At 70.8% G+C, this 24799-nt stretch carries 22 protein-coding genes; 15 read left to right on the forward strand and 7 right to left on the reverse strand.

Annotation, left to right across the window (positions count from 1 at the left end):
- Positions 1-182 precede the first annotated feature (182 nt).
- On the reverse strand, positions 183-2558 hold the full coding sequence (gene treY, locus AB0I77_RS04845; protein ID WP_363280903.1) for a malto-oligosyltrehalose synthase: 2376 nt from the start codon (positions 2556-2558) through the stop codon (positions 183-185).
- Between the two features lie 65 nt (positions 2559-2623).
- Positions 2624-4741 (reverse strand): glycogen debranching protein GlgX, encoded by a 2118-nt coding sequence (gene glgX / locus AB0I77_RS04850; protein ID WP_363280904.1) that lies wholly within the window; start codon positions 4739-4741, stop codon positions 2624-2626.
- Positions 4742-4938: 197 nt separating this feature from the next.
- Between glgX and AB0I77_RS04855 the strand changes: the two genes are divergently transcribed.
- The 4 genes from AB0I77_RS04855 (at position 4939) to AB0I77_RS04870 (ending at position 9337) form a co-directional block, all read left to right on the forward strand.
- Positions 4939-5769, forward strand: a complete 831-nt coding sequence (locus AB0I77_RS04855) for a Tat pathway signal sequence domain protein (RefSeq protein WP_363280905.1) — start codon at positions 4939-4941, stop codon at positions 5767-5769.
- A gap of 53 nt (positions 5770-5822) precedes the next feature.
- Positions 5823-7142, forward strand: a complete 1320-nt coding sequence (locus AB0I77_RS04860; protein ID WP_363280906.1) for a copper amine oxidase — start codon at positions 5823-5825, stop codon at positions 7140-7142.
- 101 nt (positions 7143-7243) lie between these two features.
- Complete coding sequence (locus AB0I77_RS04865) at positions 7244-8485, forward strand: SAV2148 family HEPN domain-containing protein (RefSeq protein ID WP_363280907.1); 1242 nt, start codon at positions 7244-7246, stop codon at positions 8483-8485.
- Between the two features lie 129 nt (positions 8486-8614).
- Complete coding sequence (locus AB0I77_RS04870; RefSeq protein WP_363280908.1) at positions 8615-9337, forward strand: 3'-5' exonuclease; 723 nt, start codon at positions 8615-8617, stop codon at positions 9335-9337.
- 9 nt (positions 9338-9346) lie between these two features.
- Here AB0I77_RS04870 and AB0I77_RS04875 read toward each other — a convergent pair whose 3' ends face one another.
- Positions 9347-9589: a hypothetical protein gene (locus AB0I77_RS04875; protein WP_363280909.1), complete on the reverse strand. Its 243-nt coding sequence runs from the start codon at positions 9587-9589 to the stop codon at positions 9347-9349.
- Positions 9559-10527, reverse strand: a complete 969-nt coding sequence (locus tag AB0I77_RS04880; protein ID WP_363280910.1) for a DMT family transporter — start codon at positions 10525-10527, stop codon at positions 9559-9561. Before AB0I77_RS04880 ends, AB0I77_RS04875 begins: the two co-directional genes overlap by 31 nt.
- Positions 10528-10621: 94 nt before the next feature.
- Between AB0I77_RS04880 and AB0I77_RS04885 the strand changes: the two genes are divergently transcribed.
- Positions 10622-11539: a LysR family transcriptional regulator gene (locus tag AB0I77_RS04885; RefSeq protein ID WP_363280911.1), complete on the forward strand. Its 918-nt coding sequence runs from the start codon at positions 10622-10624 to the stop codon at positions 11537-11539.
- 30 nt (positions 11540-11569) lie between these two features.
- Here the strand turns inward: AB0I77_RS04885 and AB0I77_RS04890 are convergent, their stop codons facing one another.
- Together AB0I77_RS04890 and AB0I77_RS04895 are read right to left on the reverse strand one after the other, a co-directional pair.
- Entirely contained in the window at positions 11570-13555 is a 1986-nt protein-coding gene (locus AB0I77_RS04890) for a hypothetical protein (RefSeq protein WP_363280912.1), read from the reverse strand.
- Between the two features lie 191 nt (positions 13556-13746).
- Complete coding sequence (locus AB0I77_RS04895; protein ID WP_363280913.1) at positions 13747-14610, reverse strand: aminoglycoside phosphotransferase family protein; 864 nt, start codon at positions 14608-14610, stop codon at positions 13747-13749.
- Positions 14611-14838: 228 nt separating this feature from the next.
- Between AB0I77_RS04895 and AB0I77_RS04900 the strand changes: the two genes are divergently transcribed.
- The 3 genes from AB0I77_RS04900 to AB0I77_RS04910 are packed head-to-tail and all read left to right on the forward strand — an operon-like array spanning position 14839 to position 17878.
- On the forward strand, positions 14839-15774 hold the full coding sequence (locus tag AB0I77_RS04900; RefSeq protein ID WP_363280914.1) for a sugar ABC transporter permease: 936 nt from the start codon (positions 14839-14841) through the stop codon (positions 15772-15774).
- A complete protein-coding gene (locus AB0I77_RS04905; protein ID WP_363280915.1) occupies positions 15771-16604 on the forward strand; it encodes a carbohydrate ABC transporter permease in 834 nt (277 codons plus the stop codon). Before AB0I77_RS04900 ends, AB0I77_RS04905 begins: the two co-directional genes overlap by 4 nt.
- Entirely contained in the window at positions 16604-17878 is a 1275-nt protein-coding gene (locus AB0I77_RS04910) for a sugar ABC transporter substrate-binding protein (RefSeq protein WP_363280916.1), read from the forward strand. Before AB0I77_RS04905 ends, AB0I77_RS04910 begins: the two co-directional genes overlap by 1 nt.
- A 19-nt stretch (positions 17879-17897) precedes the next feature.
- On the opposite strand, the gene AB0I77_RS04915 is transcribed toward AB0I77_RS04910, so the two are convergent.
- Positions 17898-18788, reverse strand: coding sequence for a DUF3152 domain-containing protein (locus tag AB0I77_RS04915; RefSeq protein WP_363280917.1), 891 nt, complete (start codon positions 18786-18788; stop codon positions 17898-17900).
- A gap of 149 nt (positions 18789-18937) precedes the next feature.
- Here AB0I77_RS04915 and AB0I77_RS04920 point away from each other — a divergent pair, with 149 nt between their 5' ends.
- From AB0I77_RS04920 to AB0I77_RS04950, 7 genes are all read left to right on the forward strand, one after another.
- Positions 18938-19630, forward strand: coding sequence for a response regulator transcription factor (locus tag AB0I77_RS04920; RefSeq protein WP_363280918.1), 693 nt, complete (start codon positions 18938-18940; stop codon positions 19628-19630).
- Between the two features lie 53 nt (positions 19631-19683).
- The gene (locus tag AB0I77_RS04925) at positions 19684-21162 is read left to right on the forward strand and encodes a HAMP domain-containing sensor histidine kinase (RefSeq protein WP_363280919.1); all 1479 of its coding nucleotides are present in this window, start codon (positions 19684-19686) and stop codon (positions 21160-21162) included.
- Entirely contained in the window at positions 21159-21728 is a 570-nt protein-coding gene (locus tag AB0I77_RS04930) for a hypothetical protein (protein ID WP_363280920.1), read from the forward strand. The genes AB0I77_RS04925 and AB0I77_RS04930 overlap by 4 nt, the downstream gene beginning before the upstream one ends.
- A 60-nt stretch (positions 21729-21788) precedes the next feature.
- Positions 21789-22988, forward strand: a complete 1200-nt coding sequence (gene mgt, locus AB0I77_RS04935) for a macrolide-inactivating glycosyltransferase (RefSeq protein ID WP_363280921.1) — start codon at positions 21789-21791, stop codon at positions 22986-22988.
- Positions 22989-23186: 198 nt separating this feature from the next.
- The gene (locus AB0I77_RS04940) at positions 23187-23735 is read left to right on the forward strand and encodes a DUF1697 domain-containing protein (protein WP_363280922.1); all 549 of its coding nucleotides are present in this window, start codon (positions 23187-23189) and stop codon (positions 23733-23735) included.
- A complete protein-coding gene (locus tag AB0I77_RS04945) occupies positions 23728-24102 on the forward strand; it encodes a nuclear transport factor 2 family protein (RefSeq protein ID WP_363280923.1) in 375 nt (124 codons plus the stop codon). Before AB0I77_RS04940 ends, AB0I77_RS04945 begins: the two co-directional genes overlap by 8 nt.
- 57 nt (positions 24103-24159) lie before the next feature.
- Entirely contained in the window at positions 24160-24744 is a 585-nt protein-coding gene (locus AB0I77_RS04950; protein WP_363280924.1) for a TIGR03086 family metal-binding protein, read from the forward strand.
- Positions 24745-24799: the final 55 nt, after the last annotated feature.

Here is a 24799-nt window from a genome sequence, read left to right on the forward strand (position 1 = left end):
CTGGCGGAGAGCGGAGCCGACCAGGGCACACCGCCACCACCGTATGGCCGCGCGGCAAGCAGGCCGAGGTGATCCACCGTGCCACGCGTGGGGCGCATGTTACTAGTGGGGAGCGAGAGCTCATACGATTGTCAGCCCGCACTGGGAGGAGCGGTCGTCGACCTCCCGCGCAAGACCTGGCTCTACCCGGAAACGCCTGCCTGACCGACCTCACCGACCCGCACCAGCAGCGCCACCGGCAGCCGCTCGAAAAGCTCCGCCACGCGCGCGTGCCCCCCGAACTCCCGCTCCGGAGCCAGCGCGTCGGCCCACCGCCCCGGCGGCAGCGGCAGCAGGGTGTCACGCCAGCCGCCCGCCTCCGCCAGCCGCAGCGACAGCCGGGTCACGGCGGTGAGCACCTCTGAGGAGCGCACGAAGGCCACACAGTGGGCCGCCGCCGGACCCTCGGCAGGCAGCGGCGCGTACGTCGCCGAGTCGCCGAAGACGTCGGGCCGCCGCGCGCGCAGCAGCAGCGCCGCCCGCGTCACCGCGCCCTTGTCGCCGGGATCCTCCGGCGGAAACCGCACGGGCCGCCGGTTGTCCGGGTCCACCAGCGCCAGGTACTCGCCCTCCGTGCCCTGGTAGACGTCCGGCACGCCCGGCATCGTCAGCTGGACCAGCGCCGTGCCCAGCACGTTCGCCCGGACGTAGGGCTCCAGCGTGCTCCGGAAGGCGGACACCCGCTCGCCCGGCGCCCCGCACGGCCCGGCCGCCACGAACGCCGCCACCGCCTCCTCGTACGCGGGCTCCTGCTCCGTCCAGCTCGTGTACAGCCCGGCCTCGCGCACGTGCTTCAACAGGGCCCCCTGGACACGTTCCGGGTCCGCCGGGCCCAGCCCGAACACCGTCTGCCAGGCCGCCCACGCCAGCTGCGCGTCCGGCACGCCCTCCCCGGTGCGGGTCACCTCGGCCAGCACGTCCGCCCAGCGCCGCGGGCACTCGGTGAGCACCGCAAGCGCCGCCCGCACGTCCGCACTGCGCTTGGTGTCGTGCGTCGACACGACGGTCCCGGTCGCCGGCCAGTCGCGCTGCACGCGCGCGCAGTAGGCGTGGAAGTCCTCCGGGGACACAGCCGGGCTGCCCGGATTCCCGCCCACCTCGGTCGCCGACAGCAACGGCACATACCGGTAGAACGCCGTGTCCTCCACCGACTTGGCCCGCAGCGCCGACGCCGTCTGCGCGAACCGCGCCCGGAACTCCAGGTGCTCGGGCCCGTCTCCGTAGCGTCCGAGCACCAGGTCCCGTACGACGTCGACGGCACCGGACTCCTCGGGCACGAGGAACGCGAGCCGGGCCTCGGCCGCGGCCTCCTCGGTGACGATCCGGGCCGCGTCACCGGAGGCGTACGGCCGGTACACCTCCAGGCGGACGAGGAGTTCCTGGAGGGCGGTGCGCAGCGCCCAGGGCGCGCGGTCGCGCAGCGCGGGCTCCGGCGAGGTGGCGCACAGCCGGCTCGTCACCCGGGTCAGCCGGTCGACCTCGGTCGCCAGCTCGTGCGTGAGCACCTTGTACGCCGCCCGCCGCACCGTCGCCGCCCAGTCCCCGCCCCGGTCCGTCTGCGGGGCCGCGAACCGCCGGTACTGGCCGAGGAGTTCTCCGGCCCCCGCCGGATCCGCGAAGAGGCCGTCGATGTGCCGCAGGGCGTCGTAGCCGGTCGTGCCCGCGACCGGCCAGGAGCCCGGCAGCTGCTCCCCGTCCGCCAGGATCTTCTCGACGACCGTCCAGCGGCCGCCGGTCGCCTCGTGCAGCCGCTGGAGGTAGGTGTCCGGGTCGGCGAGGCCGTCCGGGTGGTCGACGCGCAGCCCGTCGATCACACCCTCATGGAGCAGTCCCAGGATCTTGGCATGGGTGGCCTCGAACACCTCCGGGTCCTCCACCCGCACCCCGATGAGCTCCGAGATGCTGAAGAAACGCCGGTAGTTGAGCTCGGTACGGGCCAGCCGCCACCACACCGGCCGGTACCACTGCGCGTCCAGCAGCTGCGGCAGGGGCAGCTCCTCCGTGCCCTCGCGCAGCGGGAACACGTGGTCGTAGTAGCGCAGCAGGTTCCCGTCGACCTCCAGGCGGTCGATCTCCGCGCCGAGCGGCTGCCCGAGCACCGGCAGCAGCACCTGGCCGCGCTCGGCCTCCCAGTCGATGTCGAACCACCGCGCGTACGGCGACTTGGCGCCCTCCCGCAGCACCTCCCACAGGGCGCGGTTGTGGCGCGGGGCCATGGCCATGTGGTTCGGCACGATGTCCACCACCAGGCCGAGGCCGTGCTCCCGCGCGGTGCGCGCCAGCGCCTGCAGTCCCTCCTCGCCGCCCAGCTCCTCCCGCACGCGCGCGTGGTCCACGACGTCGTAGCCGTGCCGGGAGCCGGGGACCGCCTCCAGGACGGGGGACAGGTGCAGGTGCGAGACGCCGAGCGAGGCCAGGTACGGCACGACCGCCGCCGCGGCCTCGAACGGGAACTCGGGCTGCAACTGGAGCCGGTAGGTGGCAGTCGGCACCGCCGGGGCAGGTCGCTCAGGTGTCATGCAGACGTACGTACCCGCCCGGCCGCCTTTCGTGTCACCAACCCTCCATGTGCACCATCACACGCCTAGACAGGCCGTTGCAGCACCGTCATGCTCCGGTCCACCAGGGTCAGCCGGTCGCCGGCCTGTACCTTCGCGGTCGTGCCGGGCGGCACCCCGTCCGTGCGGGAGGTGTCGACCACCACCTGCCACTGCCGGCCGTGATTGACCGGCACCACGAAGTCCAGGGTCTTGTAGGACGCGTTGAACATCAGCAGGAACGAGTCGTCGGTGATGCGCTCCCCGCGCGCGCCGGGCTCGGAGATCGCGTTGCCGTTGAGGAACACGGTCAGCGCCGACGCCTGCGCCGTGTCCCAGTCCCGCTGGGTCATCTTCTTGCCCTCCGGGGTGAACCAGGCGATGTCCGACAGCTCGTCGTGGGTGCCCTCCACCGGCCGCCCGTGGAAGAAGCGCCGCCGGCGGAAGACCGGATGGTCCTTGCGCAGCCACACCATCGCGCGCGTGAAGTCCAGCAGTTCCCGGCCGATCCCCTCTTCTCCGGGCCACTGAACCCAGGCCAGCTCGCTGTCCTGGCAGTACGCGTTGTTGTTGCCGCGCTGGGTGCGCGCGACCTCGTCGCCGTGGCTGATCATCGGCACGCCCTGGGACAGCATCAGCGTGGCGATGAAGTTCCGCATCTGCCGGGCCCGCAGCTCCAGCACGGCCGGGTCGTCGGTCTCGCCCTCCACCCCGCAGTTCCAGGACCGGTTGTGGCTCTCGCCGTCCCGGTTGTTCTCGCCGTTGGCCTGGTTGTGCTTGTCGTTGTACGAGACCAGGTCGTGCACGGGGAACCCGTCGTGGCAGGTCACGAAGTTGATGGACGCCAAGGGGCGCCGCCCGTCGTCCTGGTACAGGTCGGAGGAGCCGGTCAGCCGGGAGGCGAACTCCGCGAGCGTACGCGTCTCGCCGCGCCACAGGTCCCGTACGGTGTCGCGGTACTTGCCGTTCCACTCGGTCCACAGGGGCGGGAAATTGCCCACCTGGTAACCGCCCTCGCCCACGTCCCACGGTTCGGCGATCAGCTTCACCTGGGAGACCACCGGGTCCTGCTGCACCAGGTCGAAGAACGACGACAGCCGGTCCACCTCGTGGAACTGCCGGGCCAGCGTGGCCGCGAGGTCGAAACGGAAGCCGTCGACGTGCATCTCGGTGACCCAGTACCGCAGCGAGTCCATGATCAGCTGGAGCACGTGCGGGGACCGCATGAGCAGCGAGTTCCCGGTCCCCGTGGTGTCCATGTAGTAGCGGGGATCGTCCGCCAGGCGGTAGTACTGCGGGTTGTCGAGGCCCTTGAAGGACAGCGTCGGGCCCAGGTGGTTGCCCTCGGCGGTGTGGTTGTAGACCACGTCCAGGATGACCTCGATACCGGCCTCGTGCAGCGCCCGCACCGCCGACTTGAACTCCAGGACCTGCTGGCCGCGGTCGCCCCAGGAGGCGTACGCGTTGTGCGGGGCGAAGAAGCCGATCGTGTTGTAGCCCCAGTAGTTGTTCAGGCCCATGTCGACCAGGCGGTGATCGTTCACGAACTGGTGTACGGGCATCAGCTCCAGCGCCGTGACGCCCAGCTCGGTGAGGTGCTCGATGATCGCCGGGTGCGCGAGGGCGGCGTAGGTGCCGCGCAGCTCCTCCGGCAGCCCCGGGTGCCGCATGGTCAGGCCTTTGACGTGGGCCTCGTAGATCACCGTGTGGTGGTACTCGGTGCGCGGGCGCCGGTCGTCGCCCCAGTCGAAGTACGGGTTGACCACGACGGACGTCATCATGTGCGGCGCCGAGTCCAGGTCGTTTCGCTTGTCGGGCGCGTCGAAGTGGTAGCCGTACACCTCCTCGCCCCAGTCGATCGAACCGCTGATCGCGCGCGCGTACGGGTCGAGCAGCAGCTTCGACGAGTTGCAGCGCAGGCCGCGCTCGGGGGCGTACGGGCCGTGCGCACGGAAGCCGTACCGCTGTCCCGGCATGACGCCGGGCAGGTAGGCGTGCCGCACGAACGCGTCGCTCTCGCGCAGCTCCACGGCCGTCTCCGAGCCGTCGTCGTGCAGCAGACACAGCTCTACTCGGTCCGCGGCCTCCGAGAAGACCGCGAAGTTGGTACCGGCGCCGTCGTACGTGGCACCGAGTGGATACGCCTCACCAGGCCAGACCTGCATGGATACGACTCTTTCAGGTGTCCCGCGCCGCTGGTGGCGCCTTGGCCCCGAGTCTCCCCGAAAGTGAGGGAACCACCTATGACTTACGACCCTCTTACCGGGCGACCAGTGCATACCCCGATGACCACGGACGGTATGCCGAACCAGTGGGGCAAAAACACGTACTCCCGTAGAGGTTCGGGGAGTAGGGGGAAGATGTGCGCAACATAGTGCACCGCCATCTAGGCAAAGTGGTGGCGGGCGCGGGCATCGCGGTGGCCGCGACCGCCGCGATGATCGCAGTCACCCTGCCGGGGACGGCGGGAGCCGACGAAACGGGAAACGACCAGGCGGGCAGCGGCCGGTCCGCACAGCAGACAGGGCAGGAACAGGAACCGGGGCAGGGCGCCTCCGCCGCGCCGGGGGTCGTCGAGCAGGCTCCCGCCGAGGGCGAGAAGGGCAGGGGCAGCGACCCGCTGACCGACGACGAGATCGAGCGCGTCGAGCGGATCGCCCTGAACCGGCAGGTGCTGGGCGCCAGTGAGGACGTCGAGGGCGAGCGCGGCCCGCAGCGCCTCACCGTCGACCTGGCCGAGCCGGAGGCCGACGAGGTCGACGACCCGAACGCGCCCCGGCGCGCCGACGTGACGTACTACGACTACCGGGACGACGCCCTCGTCACCAAGACCGTCGACCTCGCCACCGGCAAGGTCGAGCAGACCGGCACCCAGCACGGCGTCCAGCCGCCGATGAGCCGTGCCGAGAACGCCGAGGCAGCCGCGCTGCTGATCGCCCACCCGCTGGGCGCGGGCCTGAAGGCGGACTACAAGGACGCCACCGGCAAGGAACTCACCTCCCCGGACCAGCTGCTCCTCAACGGCGCGGTCTACCGGGCGGCGCCGGGCGCCCAGCCCGCCGTACTCGACCGGTGCGGCGAACACCGGTGCGTGCGGCTGTTCCCGAAGATCAAGAACGGGTCGTGGATCGACGCCAGGTCACTGGTGATCGACCTGAGCGCCCGCAAGGTCGCCGAGCTCGACCGCGGCTGAGCCGCCTCCGTCAGCTTTTCCCACCTGTCCTCCTGTAAGGGAGTCATCTCTTCATGCACGTCAACAGAATCAGCCGCGCCCGCGGGCGGACGGCCCTGGGTCTGGCCGTGGCCGCGCTGACCGCCGGTGTGACGGCCGGCGCGGGGCCGGCCGCCGCCCAGCCGAGGGCCGCCGCCGCGCCCGCCGCCGATTGCAGTGCCGCCTACCGCGTCGAGCAGAAGCTCTCCAGCGGCACGACGTGGCGCATGTGCTGGCGCTACGACAGCAAGGCCGGGCTCGTCCTGGACGACATCTCCTACCAGCCCAAGGGCGAGCCCGAGCCGATCAAGGTCCTCAACAGCGCCCGGCTCGGCCAGATCCACGTCCCCTACGACGACGGCAGCGTCGAGTACGACGACCTGACGGGCTTCGGCTTCGCCCAGGGGCTGATGAACCTGGCGCCGGGCGAGTGCCCCGGCGGCACCATCAAGACCGTCAAGGTGCCGGACGCCGTGAACCCGGACGAACCGAACGTCAAGGGCCTGTGCACCACCACCCGCTCGCGCGGCCACGCCTACCGCATGCAGGGCGACACCGCGAACAAGGTCTACCAGGCCCAGGGCAAGGACCTGCTGGTCTACACGGTCAACCAGGTCGGCTGGTACGAGTACATGACCGAGTGGCGCTTCCAGGACGACGGCACGATCACCATGAACGTCGGCGCGACCGGCAGCCTCTCCTTCGATGACTACGACGCCGGAGACGGACGCGGCTGGCCCATCGGCAAGGGCCCGCGGGCGAAGGCCACCAGCCACAGCCACAACGTCTTCTGGCGGCTCGACTTCGCCCTCGACGGCTCCTCCAAGAACAGCGTCGAGCAGTACGGCTCGGCCGTCAGCGCGCCCGCCACCGGCCAGGAGGCCCCGAGCGTCAAGACGACCCGTACCAAGGTCACCAAGGAACTCGCGGGCGACGCCAAGGCCTACCGCTGGTGGCGGGTGGTCAGCGCGGCCGGCAAGAACAAGGACTGGCACGAGCGGTCGTACGAGATCGTCCCCGGCACCACCACCCGCTACCCGGGTCGTAGCTACACCAACCACGACGTCTATTTCACGCAATACAACAAGTGCGAGCTGTTCGCCAGCAACAATCCGGGCAACTGCGGGGCCGGTGCGGGCACATCGGTCGACAAGTGGGTCAACGGTCAAACCCTCACACACCCGGTGACCTGGGTGAACGTCGGTTTTCACCACATAGCCCGGGACGAGGACCAGCAGCCCATGCCGGTCCACTGGCAGGGCTTCTCCATCGTCCCGAGGGACGTCACCGCTATGAATCCGCTCACGCCCGCCGACCTCGCCTGGCAGAACGGGCACTGGCGGCCCCGTAGTTGAGAAACACCTGTCCATCCGGCTGCACCGCCGACCGCTACCGGAGTACCCTTCCTTGATCGTTGGGATGGGGAGTGCTCGGGGGAGCGGAAGGCGGTGCGCGGGTGGGCTCGGGAGGGCTGGAGCTGCCCCCTGGCGACGAAGGTCGCGAGGGGCACTCCGCAGACGCCCCGCCCGGCACGGTGTCGCTGGCAAGGCCGATGGACGCGGGTGCCATCGGGCCGGAGCTGGACTGGGACGCCGACGCCTGGCGCGAGGTCCGCACGCGCGCCCAGCGGGCCGGGCGGGCCTACATCTGGCTGAATCTGGTCGAACAGCGACTGCGCTCCGTCGTGGCCGCGGTCCTGCGCCCCATCTACGAACCCGTCCACCACGACGACGACTGGGTGGTCGCCGCCGCCGGACCCGCCGGCCAGGAGTGGGTCCAGCGCGCGGTCGCCGTACGCGAAGTCAGCCGCCGCAAGGGCTACCTGCTCGACCCGGCCGACGACAACGTCCTCAGCTTCCTCACCCTGCCGCAGCTGCGCGAGCTGATGGTGCAGCACTGGCCCTGCTTCGAGCCGTACTTCGACGAGCGCCGGGACGTCGAACTCGCCCTGGACGAGCTGGAGGTGACCCGCAACGTCGTCTCGCGCAACCGGGCTCTGTCCGAGGCTGTCCTCAATCAGGCCGAGCGGGCCTCGGCCCGGCTGCTGGAGATGCTCGGCACCGGCGGCGACGTGCCCTCGGCGCGACGGCTGCCCGTCGACGCGGTCGAGGATCTCGTCGGCGAGCGGTACGCGGACGTCGTCGCCGTGCACTCCGACCGGGTGCGGCTGCTGCGCCAGTTCCCCGCCGAGGACATCTTCGGCAGCGCCCGCCGCCTCGACGCCGTCGGCATCGGCCTCAACCTGCTCGTGCAGAACTTCTCCGGCCGCCGCCTGGTGCGCCTGGCCGAGTCCGGCTGCCGGGTACGACTGCTGTTCCTGAACCCGGCCTCCAGCGCGGTGAAACGACGCGAGCGCGAACTCGGCATCAAGCGGGGCGAGTTGAGCCGCGCCGTCGAGATGAACATCCTGCACATGCGCCGGGTGCGCTCGAAACTGCGCGACCCCGGCGCCTTCGAGATCCAGGTCTACGACGAGACGCCCCGCTTCGCGGCCTACCTCGTCGACGGCGACGGCTCGGACGGAATCGCCGTCGTGCAGTCCTATCTGCGGCGCTCGCGGGGCATGGAGGCGCCGGTGCTGGTACTGCGCGGGGGGAGCAAGCTGGTCAAGTCGGGCGAAGTGGAGGAGGGCGGACTCTTTCCGACCTACCGCGAGGAGTTCGAGCTGGCTTGGGCCGATTCGCGCCCGGTGTCCTGAAGTGTCCCGGGGTGTCAGCGGGTTCAGCGGGTTCGGCGGCGTAAGCGGAACGCGGTCCTCTGATTGTCAGTGGCGCATGCGATCGTGGAGACCACTGGGGGAAAGCACCACCACGAAGGGGGACCGCCCATGGGCTGGCACCGGGAACTGCTGATCGGCTTCGACCTGGAGACGACCGGGACCGATCCGCGCGAGGCGCGCATCGTCACGGGCGCGGTGATAGAGGTCAGGGCCGGACAGCCCATGGGACGCCGGGAATGGCTCGCCGACCCGGGCGTGGAGATCCCGGCGGACGCGGTCGCGGTGCACGGGATCAGCAATGAGCGCGCGATGACCGAGGGCCGGCCGGCCGACGAGGTCGTGGCGGCCATCGCGGACGTCCTCGTGACCCACTGGAAGACGGGCGTGCCGGTCGTCGCCTACAACGCGGCCTTCGATCTGACCCTGCTCTCCGCCGAACTGCGCAGGTACGGACTGCCGTCCCTGAGCGACCGCCTCGGCGGCATCGACCCCGCCCCGGTCATCGACCCGTACACCATCGACCGCTGGGCCGACCGCTACCGCCGCGGCAAGCGCAACCTCGAAGCGGTCTGCACCGAGTACGGCATCGCGCTCGACTCCGCCCATGACGCCTCGGCCGACGCCCTCGCCGCGGCCCGGCTGGCCTGTGCCATAGCCGACCGCCACCCCAAGGTCGCGGCCCTCGGCCCGGCGGAACTGCACCGCCGCCAGATCGAGTGGTATGCCGAGTGGGCGGCGGACTTCCAGAGCTTCCTGCGCCGCAAGGGCGACGCGGCGGCGGTGGTGGACGGCACATGGCCGCTGCGGGAGTTGGCCGACGAGCCGGTGTGAGCCGGCCCGTCAGGCAGCCGACGCGGGGGTCGCGATCGTCTCCACCCGGGGCTGCGCGACTCGCGCGTAGTCCGCACCCGAGATGCACAGCGACCGGTCAAGACGATGCACTTCGCGGCCTCGGACGCGGGGTGTCCGCAGCGCGCAGACCTTGTCGGTCATGCCCCCGGAGTCGTGGTCGATGAGGCGGTAGTCCACGGAGGAGGTGTCGAGCAGGGAGTTCAGGTGCTGGTAAGTGTCGTGGTCGGGCACGAGGTGTTCTCCTGAGTGGGTGGAACTTCGGTTTCGCGGAGGGCGTGGGTGCGGCGGTGAGTGCGTTCCACCGCCTGACCCCAGTACATACCGGCGACCATCAGGGCCGCCCCGAGACCGGTCAGGGCCGTGAAGCGCTCGCCGCCCAGGGCGACGCCCACCGCGGCGGCCCAGATCGGCTCGGTCCCCAGCAGCAGGCTTGCCCGGCTGGCGGAGGTCCGCTGGACGGCCCAGGTCTGGGCGAGGAAGGCGAACACACTACAGAACAGCGCGAGATAGACCAGTTGCGTCCAGGTCGCGGCGTCGGCGCGGGCCAAGGTGGGCAGTTCGCGCGCGGCCGGTGCCAGAAAAAGGGCCGAGCCGACGAGGGTCTGCACGGTGGTCAGATGCAGTGGACGGATCGCCCGGCCCGCGGTGAGCCGGCCGACGAGCGCCACGTGCACCGCTCGGACGAAGGCCGCGCCGAGCATCAGCAGGTCGCCGAGGCGGGGCGCGTGGAAGCCGTTGCCGGACATGAGCAGTCCAACGGCGAGGACGCACACGCCGGCGGCGGCGTAGAAGGCGGGAGGCAGTCCGCCCGGGTGCCCGGTGCGGTCGAGGAAGGGGGTGAGGACGATGGTCAGGCTGATGATCAGCCCAGCGTTGGCGGCGCTGGTGTGGGCGACACCGTACGTCTCCACGAGCAGGACGGCGGCCTGGGTGATCCCGAGCGGCACACCGGCCCGGAGTTCCTCGCGGGTCCACCGGCGTGACCCGCGCGATGCGCCTGCGCGGGCGGCGACGAGGCCGAGACAGGCGAGCGCGGAGAGGGCGTACCGGGCGAGGAGGACCAGCAGGACGGGGAGGGCCGCGGTGGCGGTCTGGGCGGACAGATAGCTGGAACCCCAGACGAGGGCGACCAGGAGGAGTACCGCGTCGGTACGGCGGGCGTCGGACACCTGCCTACGGTGCACCGGCGAGATCCCTGAAGCCCAGAGCCACCTTCTTAAACAATCCTTTAGTTTCGCTACATGGTGCTCCTAGACTGAGGGGGTGGACGAACGGCAGTTGCGGATCCTGCGGGAGCTGGGCGAACTGGGCAGTGTCACCGCGGTCGCCGAGGCGCTGCTGGTGACACCGTCGGCGATCTCGCAGCAGCTGCGGCTGCTCCAGCGCTCCATGCCCGTGCCGCTGACCGAGCGCGACGGGCGGCGGCTCGTGCTCACCGACGCCGGGCAGGCGCTGGCGGGCGCGGCGGTCGAGGTGGAGACGGCACTGGCGCGCGCCCGGCACACGGTCGAGGAGTTCGTGGACCGGCCGGACGGCGAGGTGTCGGTGGCGGCGTTCCACAGCGCGGGCGCGGCGTTCTTCCCGCTGCTGCTGCGGGCCCTCGCCGGGCCCGGCCACCCGGTGCTCGCGCTCGCCGACGAGGACGTCGCGCAGGACGACTTCCCGCGGCTGACCCGGGAGTACGACCTCGTCCTCGCCCACCGTCTGGACCACGCCCCGCCGTGGCCGCGCACGGTGACCGCGACGACTCTGCTGCGCGAGCCACTCGACGTGGCGCTCCCCGCCGACCACCGGCTCGCCGCCAAGCGACGACTGACACCGACGGACGTAGCCGACGAGCCATGGATCACCGTCCACGACGGCTTCCCGGTCATGGCGACCATCGAGGCCATCGCCGCGGCAGCGGGCCGCCGACTCCATCTGGCCCACCGCATCAACGAGTTCGCGGTAGCGGCGGAGGCGGTAGCCGCGGGCGGCGGCCTCGCACTGATGCCCCGCTGGACCAGCCGCCCCCACCCCGCGCTGGTCCTGAGACCCATCGTCGGGGTACAGGCCAGACGCCACATCGACGCCCTGCACCGCCCGGAACGCACCGCGCACAAGGCGTTCCGCACAGTCCTGACAGAACTACAACGAGCGGCACGAACCATCCAGGCCCGCGATGCAACCCCGCCCCGGTGACGGGGTGCGGCCGCAGGGGGTGTCGGTCGGTCAGAGCTTCGACGTGGTGCCCAGGTCGAGGCGGAGGTCGGGCAAGGAGTCGGTCAGGCTGCCCACTGTCGTGCCCAGGAGGGGCGGGAGGACGGGCAGGCCGGGGATCCAGCCGGTGTCGATCACAGTGAGGCCGGTGGAGACCTGTTTGGCCTGGGCCCGGTCCAGGTCCCAGTCCTCACCCGGGGTGCTGTCGTACGAGAGCGAGGCGGGTGCGGTGGGTGGGATGTCGCCTTGGGAGAGCGGCCAGAGCACGCCGCGGAAGCGGCCGGATTCCAGGTAGCCGAGGAAGCCGTGGGCAGCCGAGCTGCCCTTCACCGCAGCCTCGCCGCTCGGAGTGATCACCAGCCACTCGAGTTCGGTGGAGACGATCGTCCGGCGTCCTGAGTCCGTGGGCACGGAGAGGGAGACCGCTCCGGCGGGAACGGTGGAGTCGGCGGAGGGGTACTTCGCCAGGACGCTGAAGCCGAGGCCGTCGTTCAGGGTTCCGGCGCCGGCGGCGAGGCCGGCGCGCGGGTCGTAGACGACGATCATGCGTTCGTCGGAGTCGGATCCTCCGTCGTCATCGGTGACCTGGATCGAGAGGGTGTCCATTCCGGCGTGGTCGTAGGCGTGGGTGGTGTCGCAGGTGCGGTCGGTGGCGGCGAACTCGCTGGTGCTGCCGTCGTCCCAGGTCACCTCGCAGGTGTGGGTGTCGTTGCTGCCCGGGTCGGTGAAGGAGGCGGCAAGGCCCACCTCGGTCTCCACGCGGTGGACGTCCCACCCCTCGGGCTGCTTCAGGGTGAGGGCCGGGGCGACGTTGTGGACGGTGAGGACCGCGCTGTCGGAGACCGGGCTGTTGACACCGTCGTCGGCGGTCAGGGTCACCTTGTACGTACCGTCATCGGTGCAGGTGACGGTCGTACGGGGGGCGGCTTCGTCGGCGAAGGAGCAGGTGGCGCCCTCGTCGACGTTGTCGACCGGGGTGTAGGTCCAGGTGGTGGCCGGAGTGCCGTTGTCGTCAGCGGCGGTGCCCTTGAGGGTGACCGCGGAGCCCTCGTCGCCGGTCACATCCGGTCCCGCGTCGACCACGGGGGCCATGTTCTCGGGGTCACGGTCGGTGGGCCGCTGGTAGTCGTAACCGTCGGTCTCCGATCCCCAGTTGCAGGTGTGGGCGTTGACGTCGATGGGTCCTTCGACATCGCCCCAGGGGATGTTGGGGCGATCTGCCTCCAGGTCCCAGGTGTGGCCGCCGAACTTCTCACCCGGCAAGGCGTACTTCAGGTGGCACCACAACTGCTTGTACAGAGACTCCCGCTGGTCGGAGGTGAGATCGTCGGGAAGTGGTGTGCGCTCCTCGATCTCGTTCCAGATCTTTGTGGTGGGCGAGTTCTCCGCCAGGGTTTCTGCCGGTCCGGCCCAGACGAAGTAGGCCAGGGACGTCGGCTTGATCGTCACGACCCGAGTGGTGCCGCCCTCGAAGTACTCGTCCTGGTAGACGCTGGAGTACGGGAAGTAGTCCGAGCCCTCGTCATGGGAGTAGGAGCCCGCCCAGTCGGTCATGACCTGGGTGCTGTCCAGGGGGATGCCGTCTGCGTCCCTGGTCATGAGGAACCACTGCATCGCAGCCATGTCCCGCTCTTCGTAGCCGGTCTTGACCATGTAGAACTTGAAGCCCAGGATGCCTCCCGTGCAGTCGTCCGCCTTCCACCCGTCGACGTTTCGGCCCTCGATCGTCCAGCTGAGGGCAGGCCCCACCCCGTCATCGCAGACGTCCATCACCTGGAAGAAGTTGACGTTGTCCGGACTGGAGTTGTCGTTCTCGTGGTAGTGGTGCAGACCGGAGTTGAAGCCTGTGAGGGCGAGGAGGCCGCCGTCTTCGTCGTAGATCTTCCCGTTGCTCGTCGCGGCCCGGGCGTCCTGGGGCGCTCCCGGGCCGAAGGGGACGGCCAGCAGGGCGAGGCTGAGGGCGAGAACGGCAAGGCAGCGCGATAAGGCTCTCTTCATCTGAGACGTCCCCCGTGAATGTGGCCGCGCGGGCTCCCCGTCCCCGTCGGTCGGGTCCTGCGCGCGGCATGCGGGAGGATCATAAGGTGGGCGGCGTGCTTGTGGGTGTGTGAGACGTGTGCCCCTTTGGGGGCATTCTGTTCGACAGCCCCGCCAGGCAGCGACAAGCCCCCGGACCACAGGCGCTCAGCTCAGAACGAATCCCACCGCACCGTCGCATCCCCGCCCCGCAACGCCCCCACTCGCCGCTCGAACTCCACCCGCGCCTTCGGATTGCTCGGCGCATGCTGCCCCACCCACGCACAACTAGCCGTCTCCCGAGCACCCCGCAGCACCGAACACCCCTCCCACTCCCGCACATCCCACCCGTACGCCGAGACGAACGAGTCATAAGCCTTCGCGGGCATCCCGTACCGGTCGCGCGACAGCGCCATGACCACCAGGTCGTGCTCGCGCAGGTCGGCGGAGAAGGTCTCCAGGTCGACCAGCACCGGCCCGTCCGGACCGACATGGACGTTACGGGGGAGCGCGTCACCATGAATGGGGCCCGGCGGCAGATGCGGCACCAGCGTGGCCGCGGCTGCCGCGAAGCCGTCGCGGCGTTCCCGCAGATACGCCGCGTCCGCCGGGTCGATCGCGTCGCCCGCGAGACGCAGCCAGCGTTCCACTCCGCCCAGCAGGTCGCGGGGTGGCAAGGCGAAAGCAGGAGCGGGCAGGGCGTGGACGACCCGTAGCAGTTCGGCCAAATCCCGTGGCTGTGCCGGTCGTACGGGATCGGGCAGCCGGTGCCAAAACGTCACCGGGTGCCCCTCGACCAGCAGCGCCTCGGTCTCGGCCGCCCGCACCGCGGGCACGCCCGCCTCGGCGAGCCAGAGGGCGATGTCCAGTTCGCGGCGAGCCCGGTCGAGGAGTTCGGCGTCGCGGCCCACCTTGACGACCAGGTCACCGGCGGCGAACACCGCGTTCTCGCCCAGGGCGAGCAGCCGCGCGTCCCGTGCCGGGCCGGGCAGCACGCCCGCCGCGGCCAGCACGTCCCGCGCCCGTGCCTCGTCCATACGTCCGCCTCCGCCTCCGTGTCGTCGTATGTCGTCGTCGTATGTCGTCTTGGTATGTCCCGCAGTGGCCGGACGGCGTCGGGTTCCCGCCATCCGAACGTCAGTCTCGCATTCGCACAGGTCGGCCCGTGTGTGCGGTGTCTTGACGGCGTACAGCACCTTCACGACCATGACGGGGGCCCGCCAGCCAGGCCCTCTCGTCACGATCCGCGCAAGGGAGCCGATTACGTGACATTGGTGACCGCGACGAAGCGGTCGGCACAGGGCGCGCCGCGTGCCGACGGGGGTCGGCGGCCTCCCGACCACGGGGCCTGGTTCCTGGTGCTGCCCGCGCTGATCCCGATCCTGGTGCTGAGCGTGGGCCCGCTGCTCTACGGGATCCTGCTGGCCTTCACCGACGCCCAGTCGGGACGGACCGAGGCCACACAGTGGATCGGCGGGCTGAACTTCCAGGACCTGCTGCACGACACGCTGTTCTGGGATTCCTTCCGGATCGGCCTGGTCTGGGCGGTCGGGGTGACCGTCCCGCAGTTCCTGCTCGCGCTCGGTCTCGCCCTCCTCCTCAACCAGGACCTGCGCCTGCGCTGGCTGGCCCGTGCCCTGGCGATCATCCCGTGGGCCATGCCCGAGGTGGTCGTCGGTGTCATGTGGCGGCTCGTCTACAACCCGGACGCCGGTGTTCTCAACGAGACCCTGCGCGACCTCGGCCTCGGCGACGGCCGCGACTGGCTCAGCGGACTCGGCACCGCCCTGCCCGCCGTGATCGTCGTCGGTGTGTGGGCGGGCATGCCGCAGACATCCGTGGCCCTGCTCGCCGGCCTCCAGAACACTCCGCGTGAACTCCACGAGGCCGCGGCCATGGACGGCGCCGGTGCCTGGCGGCGCTTTTGGACCGTCACCTGGCCCGCCCTCCGCCCCGTCGCGCTCGCCATCACCGCGCTCAACTTCATCTGGAACTTCAACTCGTTCGCCCTGGTGTACGTCCTGACCAGCGGCGGACCCGGCGGCCGTACCCGCCTGCCCATGCTCTTCGCCTACGAAGAGGCCTTCCGCTACGGCCAGTTCGGCTATGCGGCGGCGATGGGCTGCGTGCTGGTCGCGGTGGTCTCGGTGCTGCTGGCCCTCTTCCTGGTGGGCCGGCTCAGGGGAGGTGACGACGCGTGAGGACCAGTACCGGTGGCCGCGCCGGCCAGTACGTCGCCCTGCTCGGGTATCTCGTCTTCCTCGCCTTCCCCTTCCTCTGGCTGATCTCCACCGCCTTCAAGTCCCCACCGGAACTGGGCAGTCTGCACCCCACCTGGATCCCGAAGGACCCCACCCTCGACAACTTCCGGCAGGCCTTCGACGAACAGCCGTTGCTGCGCGCCGCGGGCAACTCCCTGCTCGCCGCCCTCGGCGCCGCCCTGATCGCCGTACTCATCGCGACCCCGCTGGCCTACGTCATGGCCCGCCACCGCACCCGCCTCGCGAAGGCGGCGACGGGCTGGGTGGTGGTCAGCCAGGCGTTCCCGCTCGTACTGGTGATCATCCCGCTGTTCCTGGTGCTGAAGAACCTGCGGCTGATCAACTCCCTGCCGGGGCTGGTCATGGTGTACGTCGTCTGGGCGCTGCCGTTCGCGCTGTGGATGCTCGTGGGCTACGTCCGTGCCGTGCCCGTCGAGTTGGAGGAGGCCGCGGCGGTCGACGGGGCCGGGCGGATGCGGACGCTGGTGTCGGTGACCGCGCCGCTGCTCGCGCCGGGGCTCGTGGCGACGGGGCTCTTCGCGTTCATCACCGCGTGGAACGAGTTCTTCTTCGCGCTCGTGCTGCTGAAGACGCCCGAGAAACAGACCCTGCCGGTCGTCCTCACCCACTTCATCGGCGCGGAGGGCGTCGCCGACCTCGGCCCGCTGGCAGCCGCCGCCTTCCTCGCCACCCTGCCCTCACTGGTCGTCTTCGCGATCATCCAGCGACGGATCACGGGCGGCATGCTCGCCGGGGCGGTGAAGAGCTGATGCGCACACGATGGATCGTCGTCCTGATGCTGCTTCTCGCCGGGTGCACCAGCGGCGGCGGCACGTCCGCGGACGGACCCGTCACCCTCCGGTTCCAGTCCCTGGCCTGGCAGGAGGAGTCCGTGGCGGCCAACAAGGAACTGGTGAAGGAGTGGAACGCCACCCACCCGGACGTCAAGGTCGAGTACGTCCAGGGCAGTTGGGAGAGCGTCCACGACCAGCTCCTCACCTCCTTCGAGGGCGGTGAGGCGCCCGACATCATCCACGACGCCTCGGACGACCTCGCCGACTTCGCGTACGGCGGCTACCTCGCCGATCTCACCGACCTGCTGCCCGCCCGCCTCAAGTCGGACATCCCGCAGCGCAGTTGGGACACGGCGACCTTCGACGACGGGATCTACGGCGTGCCCTTCCTCCAGGAGCCGCGCGTCCTCATCGCCAACGCGAAGTGGCTGAAGGAGTCCGGTGTACGGATCCCCACTCCCGAACACCCTTGGAGCTGGCAGGAGTTCCGGCAGATCACCGAACAGCTCAGCGGCGACGGCAAGTACGGCGTCGCCTGGCCGCTCAAGGAGCCCGTCTCCGCGACCCTCAACCTGTCGCTGTCGGCGGGCGGGCAGCTCTTCCACCGGGGCGCGGACGGCAAGGTGACGATCCGGTTCGAGGCGGCGGACCAGACCGTGCCGCGCACCATCCACGACCAGGCGAACGCCGACGGCAGCGCCTCTCCCACCACCCTCGGCAGCGGCGGCTCGGACACCCTGCCCGGCTTCTTCGGCGGCAGGTACGCGATGGTCCCGCTCGGGTTCTCCTACCGCCAGCAGATCGCGCAGCAGGCGCCGAAGGGCTTCCGGTGGCAGGTGCTGCCCGCTCCGGCCGGTGCCGACGGGCTCACCCAGGGCGTCAGCCCGCAGACCCTGTCCGTCGCCGAGGACAGCCCGCACAAGAAGGAGGCCGTCGAGTTCGTCGACTTCCTGCTCCAGCCCGAGAACATGGTCCGGCTGGCCCTGGGCGACTGGATGCTGCCCACCGGCACCCAGGCGCTGCGGGACCCCGCCCTGCGCACCGCGAAGGACGGCTGGGCCACCGGCACCGCTCTCGCCGCCCACCTGCGCCCGGCGCCCGCGCAGTCCGTGCGCGGCTATCCGGAGTGGAAGGACAAGATCGCCACGCCCGCGTTCCAGGAGTACTACAGCGGGGCGATCGGGCTGGCGGAACTGCGCGAACGCCTTGAGGAGGACGGCAACCTGGTGCTGGCCCGCTACCAGCGCTGAGGGCCGCCGCCCGCCCGGGTCAGGGAACGGCGGGACCGGTGATGAGCCGTCCCTGCTCGTCGTACGGCCAGACGTTGGGAACGCAACCGCGCATGCCCTTGATCTGCTGCATCATCGCGGGGGCCGGCTGCCCCGGGCCGGGGCAGGTGACATGGCCGTGGCCGAGGAAGTGGCCGACCTCGTGGTTGATGATCAGCGCGCGGTAGGCCGTGACGTCCTTGGCGTAGACGGGTGTGGCCAGCAGCCAGCGCTCGAGGTTGACCATCACGTTCTGGTCCACGCGGCAGTTGACCTCGCCGCCGGTGTCCAGCCCGTACTGGCCGCAGATCTTGTCCACGGTCCCGGGGGTCGCGACCCGTATGACGAAGTCGCTGGTGCCGCCCGAGACCCGCTGGAACGCCGAGTGGCCGTCCGCCGTCCAGCCGCGCCGGTGGGCCAGGATCTCTTCCACCTGCCGGGCGACATCGGTGGCGGACAGGTCGAGGCCCTGCTCGACGTCGACCCGGTAGCGCAGGGCCGTCCCCTTCCCCACCTTGGTGCTCGAGCCGGACGCGGTGGTGAACGTGCCCGGTCCCGTGGCGGGGATGACGGGCTTGGCGGGGGTGGCGGACGGTTTCTCCGATCGGCTGACGGACGGGCTGACGGACGGACCGGTCGGGGCGGGGCTGGACGCCGCCCGCCCGGTGGGTTCGGCGGCCGGTGCGGTGGAGCCGCTCCGGGCAGCGGCCTCTCCCTGGCCCGGAGACGTGGACGTGGACGTCCATCCCACGGCCGCGAAGCCGATGACCCCGAGAAGGACCAGCGCGGCCAGACCTCCCCAGAGCGGCCCCTTCCGCAACCGCGTGGGGGCGTGCGCGGGTCCGCTCCTACGGCGGCGGCTGCGGGACGAGTTCGATCGGTTCGCGGTCATGGTCGTTCAGGTTGTGATCGCGATGTGATCGCATCTGGCTCGGACGGCAACGAAACGGTAACGGAACCGCGTTGGAGCCTCATATGATCATCCGGTAACAATGCCTCGGACGGGCGGGAGTGTGAGGATGCCGTGCGGATACTGAGCGCATGCCACGCGTTCTGCTGATCGAAGACGACCGCGCCGTGCGGGAAGGAGTCGCCCTCGCGCTGCGCCGCCTGGGCCACGAGGTCACCGCCGCCGAGACGGGGGAGGACGGACTTGACCGGCTGCGGTCCTTCCGGCCGGACGTCGTGGTGCTGGATCTGATGCTGCCCTGCCTGCCGGGCCTGGACGTGTGCCGGGGGATGCGCTCCCTCGACCAGACACTGCCGATCATCATGGCGACCGCACGGGGCGACGACGAGGACATCGTTGTCGGACTGGAGGCCGGAGCCGACGACTACGTGGTCAAGCCGGTGCAGGCCCGGGTGTTGGAGGCCCGTATCCGCGCCGTGCTGCGCCGGGCCGGGGGCGCTCCCGCCGACAGCGGCATACCGAAGATCGACACATACGGGGACCTGGCCATCGACCGGGCCGGTCTGTCGGTCAGCCGGCAGGGCGAGCCGATCGCGCTCGCGCCCTCCGAACTGCGGCTGCTGCTGACCCTGTCCGCCTCGCCCGGCCAGGTGTTCAGCCGGCAGCAACTCCTGGAGGCCGTCTGGGAGCACGGCTACCACGGCGACGCGCGTCTGGTGGACGCCTGCGTCAAACGACTGCGCGCCAAGATGGGCGAACCCCCGCGCGAGCCCCGCTGCATCCAGACCGTGCGCGGCTTCGGCTACCGGTTCGTGTCCCCGTGAGCACATCACTCAAAGCCCGGGTCAGAACCGCCAGAACCGCCAGAACGGGCGGAATGGCCAGAGCGGTCAGAACCCCCCAACTGCGCGGCCTGCGCGTACGGCTGGTGGTGGCGTTCGCGCTCGTCGCCGCGGTCACCGCGGCGACCACCGGTGCCCTGAGCTTCCGGGAAGCGCGCACGGGAGTGCTCCAGCAGAGCCAGGACACCGTGATCACGCTGCTGCGAACCCACGTCGACCGGCTCGCCCCAGACCTCGGCTTCCCCCCGGGCGAGGCCGAACTGGGGCGATTCGCGGCCGACGTGGCCGACGCCGAACCGTCCGGGACCTGGCGCGTACTGGTGGCCTACGGCGAACTGAGCGCCACCTCCGACCCCGGCGACCCCTTCGAGGAACTCACGTCCGAGGTGCGCGAGGCCGTGGACTCCAGCCGGGCCACCGTATTCCAGCGCGTGGACAGCGGCGACCACACCTCCCTGGTCGTCGGCATGTCGGTCGTCTTCGGCGTCTCCGGAGCGGAGGGCTCGTCCGCGTCCGGGGTCCAGGTCTTCCTGACGGTGCCGCAGACCACGGAACAGGCGTACGTCGACGCCCTGGTCACCGCCGTCGAACGGGCCACCGTGCCCGCCCTGGGCCTCGCCGTGCTGCTCGCGCTGCTCGCCGCCCGCGGGGTACTGCGACCCGTGCGTGCGCTACGACACGCCACCCGCAGCATCGCCCAGGGCCGGCTGGACACCCGGCTCGCCGTCAACGGCTCCGACGAACTGGCCGATCTGTCCCACACGTTCAACGAGACGGCCGCCGCCCTGGAGGAGTCGGTGGCCGAACTGCGCGGCATGGAGGCCCGGGCCCGCCGTTTCGCCGCGGACGTCTCGCACGAGCTGCGCACCCCGCTGGCCGCCATGTCGGCGGTCACCGACGTCCTCGACGAGGACGCCGCCGGCCTCGACCCCGACACCGCCACCGCGGTCCGGCTGATCAGCGAGGAGACCGTGAAACTGGCCCGCCTGGTGGACGACCTGATGGAGATCTCCCGCTTCGACGCGGGCGCGGCGGTGCTGCACCTGGACGAGATCGACCTCGCCGAATCGCTGCGCCGCACGCTCGCCTCCCGCGCCTGGACCGACCAGGTGGACGCCCGCCTGCCACCGCCCGACGCCCTGCGCGGCCGCGTCGACCCGCGCCGCCTCGACGTCGTCGTCGCGAACCTGGTCGGCAACGCCCTGCGGCACGGTGCCCGGCCCGTCCAACTGCGCCTGTACGAAGGCGGGGAGCGGATCGCGGTCATCGAGGTGCTGGACAGCGGGCCGGGCATCCCCGACAGCGTGCTGCCGCAGGTCTTCGAGCGCTTCTACAAGTCGGACGCCGCCCGGACCCGCACCGAGGGCAGCGGCCTGGGACTCGCGATCACCGAGGAGAACGTCCGTATGCACGGCGGCACCGTCCGGGCCGCGAACCGACCGGAGGGCGGCGCCGTCTTCACCGTCGAACTCCCGCTGCGGCGGGACGAGCCGGCCCCGGGGAGCGGACAGTGAGAGCCGTACGCCGAGGTGCGCTGGCCGTTTCCGCGCTGTGCGCGCTCGTCTCCTGTGGCATCCCCACGACCGGCGTGGTGGAGGCGGGCGGGCCCGCCGGCGGGGTCGTGCCGAGGATACGGGTCTACTTCGTGGCGGACGACACCCTGGTGGGGGTCCCCCGCAGGACCGTCGCGCCGGTCGATGTCGAGACCGCCGTGGAGGCGCTGCTCCAGGGGCCGACCGGCGCGGAACGGGCCAAGCGCCTGACCACGCTGCTGCCGCTGCAGGCGCTCCTGCCGTCGCCCGTTCCGGCGGCCCCGGCCACCGACGGCCCCACCGAGGGACCGCAGGAGGCTGATGCGGCGGCGGACCTCGTGAAGGTGGTGACGGAGGACGACCGGGTGTCGCTCGAACTCACCGCCGGAATACGAGAGTTGCCGGGCATCGCGGTGGACCAGCTGGTCTGTACGGCCCTCGGGGCGCAGCGCGTCGCCGACCCCGGGGCGCGGCCGTTGCCGGTGACCGTCACGGGCCCGGGCGGCCGACCCGTCGAAGGGACCGGCGCGGGCTGTTCAGAACGCTGACCGCGTGCCATCCCGGCCATCACGTTGCACGAGACGTATCGTCTCGCTTAGGGTGACGTCATGACCAGTCGCCCCGCACATATCGCCATGTTCTCCATCGCCGCCCATGGCCACGTGAACCCGAGCCTGGAAGTGATCCGCGAGCTCGTGGCGCGCGGGCACCGGGTCACGTACGCCATTCCGCCCCTGTTCGCCGAGAAGGTCGCCGAGACCGGAGCCGAGCCGAAGCTCTGGAACTCCACGCTGCCCTCGCCCGACGACGACCCGGAGGCCTGGGGCACCACCCTGCTGGACAACGTGGAGCCGTTCCTGGCCGACGCCATCCAGGCATTACCCCAACTCATCGAGGCGTACGAGGGAGACGAGCCTGACCTCGTGCTGCACGACATCACCTCCTACCCCGCCCGGGTCCTCGCCCACCGCTGGGGCGTCCCGGCCGTCTCCCTGTCACCGAACCTCGTCGCCTGGGAGGGGTACGAGGAGGAGGTCTCCGAGCCGATGTGGGAGGAGCCGAAGAAGACCGAGCGCGGACAGGCCTACTACGCCCGCTTCCACGCCTGGCTGGAGGAGAACGGGATCACCCAGCACCCGGATCCCTTCCTGGGCCGTCCCGCCCGCTCCCTCGTGCTGATCCCCAGGGCGCTGCAGCCGAACGCCGACCGGGTCGACGAGCGTGTGCACTCCTTCGTCGGCGCCTGCCAGGGCGACCGTGCCACCCAGGGCGACTGGCGGCGGCCCGCCGGTGCCGAGAAGGTGGTTCTCGTGTCGCTCGGGTCCGCCTACACCAAGCTGCCGGCCTTCTACCGGGAGTGCGTGAAGGCGTTCGGCGACCTGCCGGGCTGGCACGTGGTGCTCCAGATCGGCAAGCATGTGGACCCCGCCGAGCTGGGAGCCGTACCGGACAACGTCGAAGTGCGGTCCTGGGTCCCACAGTTGGCGATCCTCAGGCAGGCCGACCTGTTCGTCACGCACGCCGGTGCGGGCGGCAGCCAGGAGGGCCTGGCCACGGCCACGCCGATGATCGCCGTACCGCAGGCCGTGGACCAGTTCGGCAACGCGGACATGCTCCAGCGTCTCGGCGTCGCCCGCCGCCTCGCGACGGAGGAGGCGACCGCGGAGACCCTGCGCGAAACCGCCCTCGCGCTGCTCGACGACCCGGAGGTGGCCCGCCGGCTGAAGGACATCCAGGCGGAGATGGCCGAGGAGGGCGGGACCCGCCGGGCGGCCGACCTCATCGAGACCGAACTGCCCGGGCAGTAACAGGCACAGGCGAGGGCCCGTTGGCTCCCCGGCGACCAATGGCCCTCACTAGTGGGTGGTTCACGGCCCTTGGTTCACGGGGTTCGCCGTGTCGCTCATCGGCGTCGGCGGTGTGTGTCTCGCTGGGGTGGTGTACGGTCCGGTACCGGCCGTCGTGCCCACCCCCACGGGGCACGACGGCCGCTTTATGGTGTGCGGATGACGACGACGTATGCGGCGCTGCTGCGCGGGATCAACGTGGGTGCCGGCAAGAGGCTCCCGATGGCCGAACTGCGTCCCCTGATGGAGGGCCTCGGCTTCGGCGGCGTACGCACGTACCTGCAGAGCGGCCAGGCCGCCTTCGCCAGTGACCACGGCGACGAGAAGTCCCTGGCCGCCGAGCTGACGCAGGCGATCGAGAAGCGCTTCGGCTTCGCCGTCGACGTGATCGTGCGCGACCACGCCTATCTGAAGGCGATCGTCGAGGCCTGCCCCTTCCCGGCCGCCGAGTTGGAGGCCAAGCAGCTGCACGTCACCTACTTCTCCGCGCCGGTCGAGGCCGAGCGGTTCGCGGAGATCGACCCGGCCGCCTACCTCCCGGAGGAGTTCCGGCTCGGCGACCGCGCCCTGTACCTCTACGCCCCGAACGGCCTGGGCCGCTCCAAGCTCGCCGAGCACCTGGCCAAGCCCCGCATCAACAAGGGCCTGATCGCCACCACCCGCAACTGGAACACCGTCGTCAAACTGGTGGAGATGACCGGTGCCTGAGCGCAACCCCGCCGTCCAGGCCGCCATCGAGGGCGAGTTGAAGCTGCTCGACCCCGAGGTCCGCCGCTCGCCCGAACTGCTCGGAGCGCTGCTGCACCCCGACTTCCACGAGTTCGGCGCGTCCGGGCGGCACTGGGACCGCCCCTCGATCATCGAGGCACTGACCGCGACCGCCAGGCCGGGGGTCCAGCTCAGCGTCACCTCCCGGATGAAGGCCGTCCAGCTCGGCCCCGACCTGGTCCAGGTCACCTTCGACACGGAGTACAACGGCAGGCATGTGCACCGCAGTTCGCTGTGGCGGCGGACGGAGGGGGAGTGGCTGCTGTACTTCCATCAGGCGACGCCGTTCAGCGCCGAGGGCGAGTAGCCGCGGCTGTCGCGTTTCTTCAAGAGTCCCGGGCGAGCCCTCCCTAGCGTGAGGCGCATGACCAAGGACGACCTGTATCCGTACCTGACCGAATGCGCCGCCGAGGCGGCCCGCGTCGCGCGCGGTGTCACCGCCGCACAGCTCGACGACCCGACCCACTGCACCGACTGGGACGTCCGCGCCCTGGTCAACCACTGGGTCCTCTACACCTCGCACGGCCTGGAACACCGCGCCCTGCGCAAACAGCTCCCCGAGGAGCTGACCGCACGCGACTTCACCGCCCACCCGGACTGGGCCGAGGCGTACGCCGCCCAGCTGGACCGCGCGGTCGCGGCCTGGGCCGACCCCGCGGCGTGGGAGGGTGAAGTGGACCTGGGCATGGCGAAGATGCCCGCCGCCGAACTCGCCGCGATGATCATCAAGGAGACGGCAGTACACGGCTGGGACGTCGCCACGGCCACCGGCCAGGAGTTCCGTGTCTCGCCGGGCGCGGCCCGACTCGTCCTCGACGTGGTCGTCCAGCACGGCGACCTCTACCGCCAGTACGACGGCTTCGCCGACCCGGTGCCCGTCCCCGACGACGCACCCGTCTTCGACCGCGCACTCGCCTCCAGCGGACGCGATCCTCGACTGATCGGATGAATCCTCCTCCGACTGCAAGGATTTCGTCAGTTTCTGTCCCATTCATTGACTGAGG

This window comes from Streptomyces sp. NPDC050619 (genome assembly GCF_040654815.1).
In the GTDB taxonomy this organism is placed as follows: Bacteria; Actinomycetota; Actinomycetes; order Streptomycetales; family Streptomycetaceae; genus Streptomyces.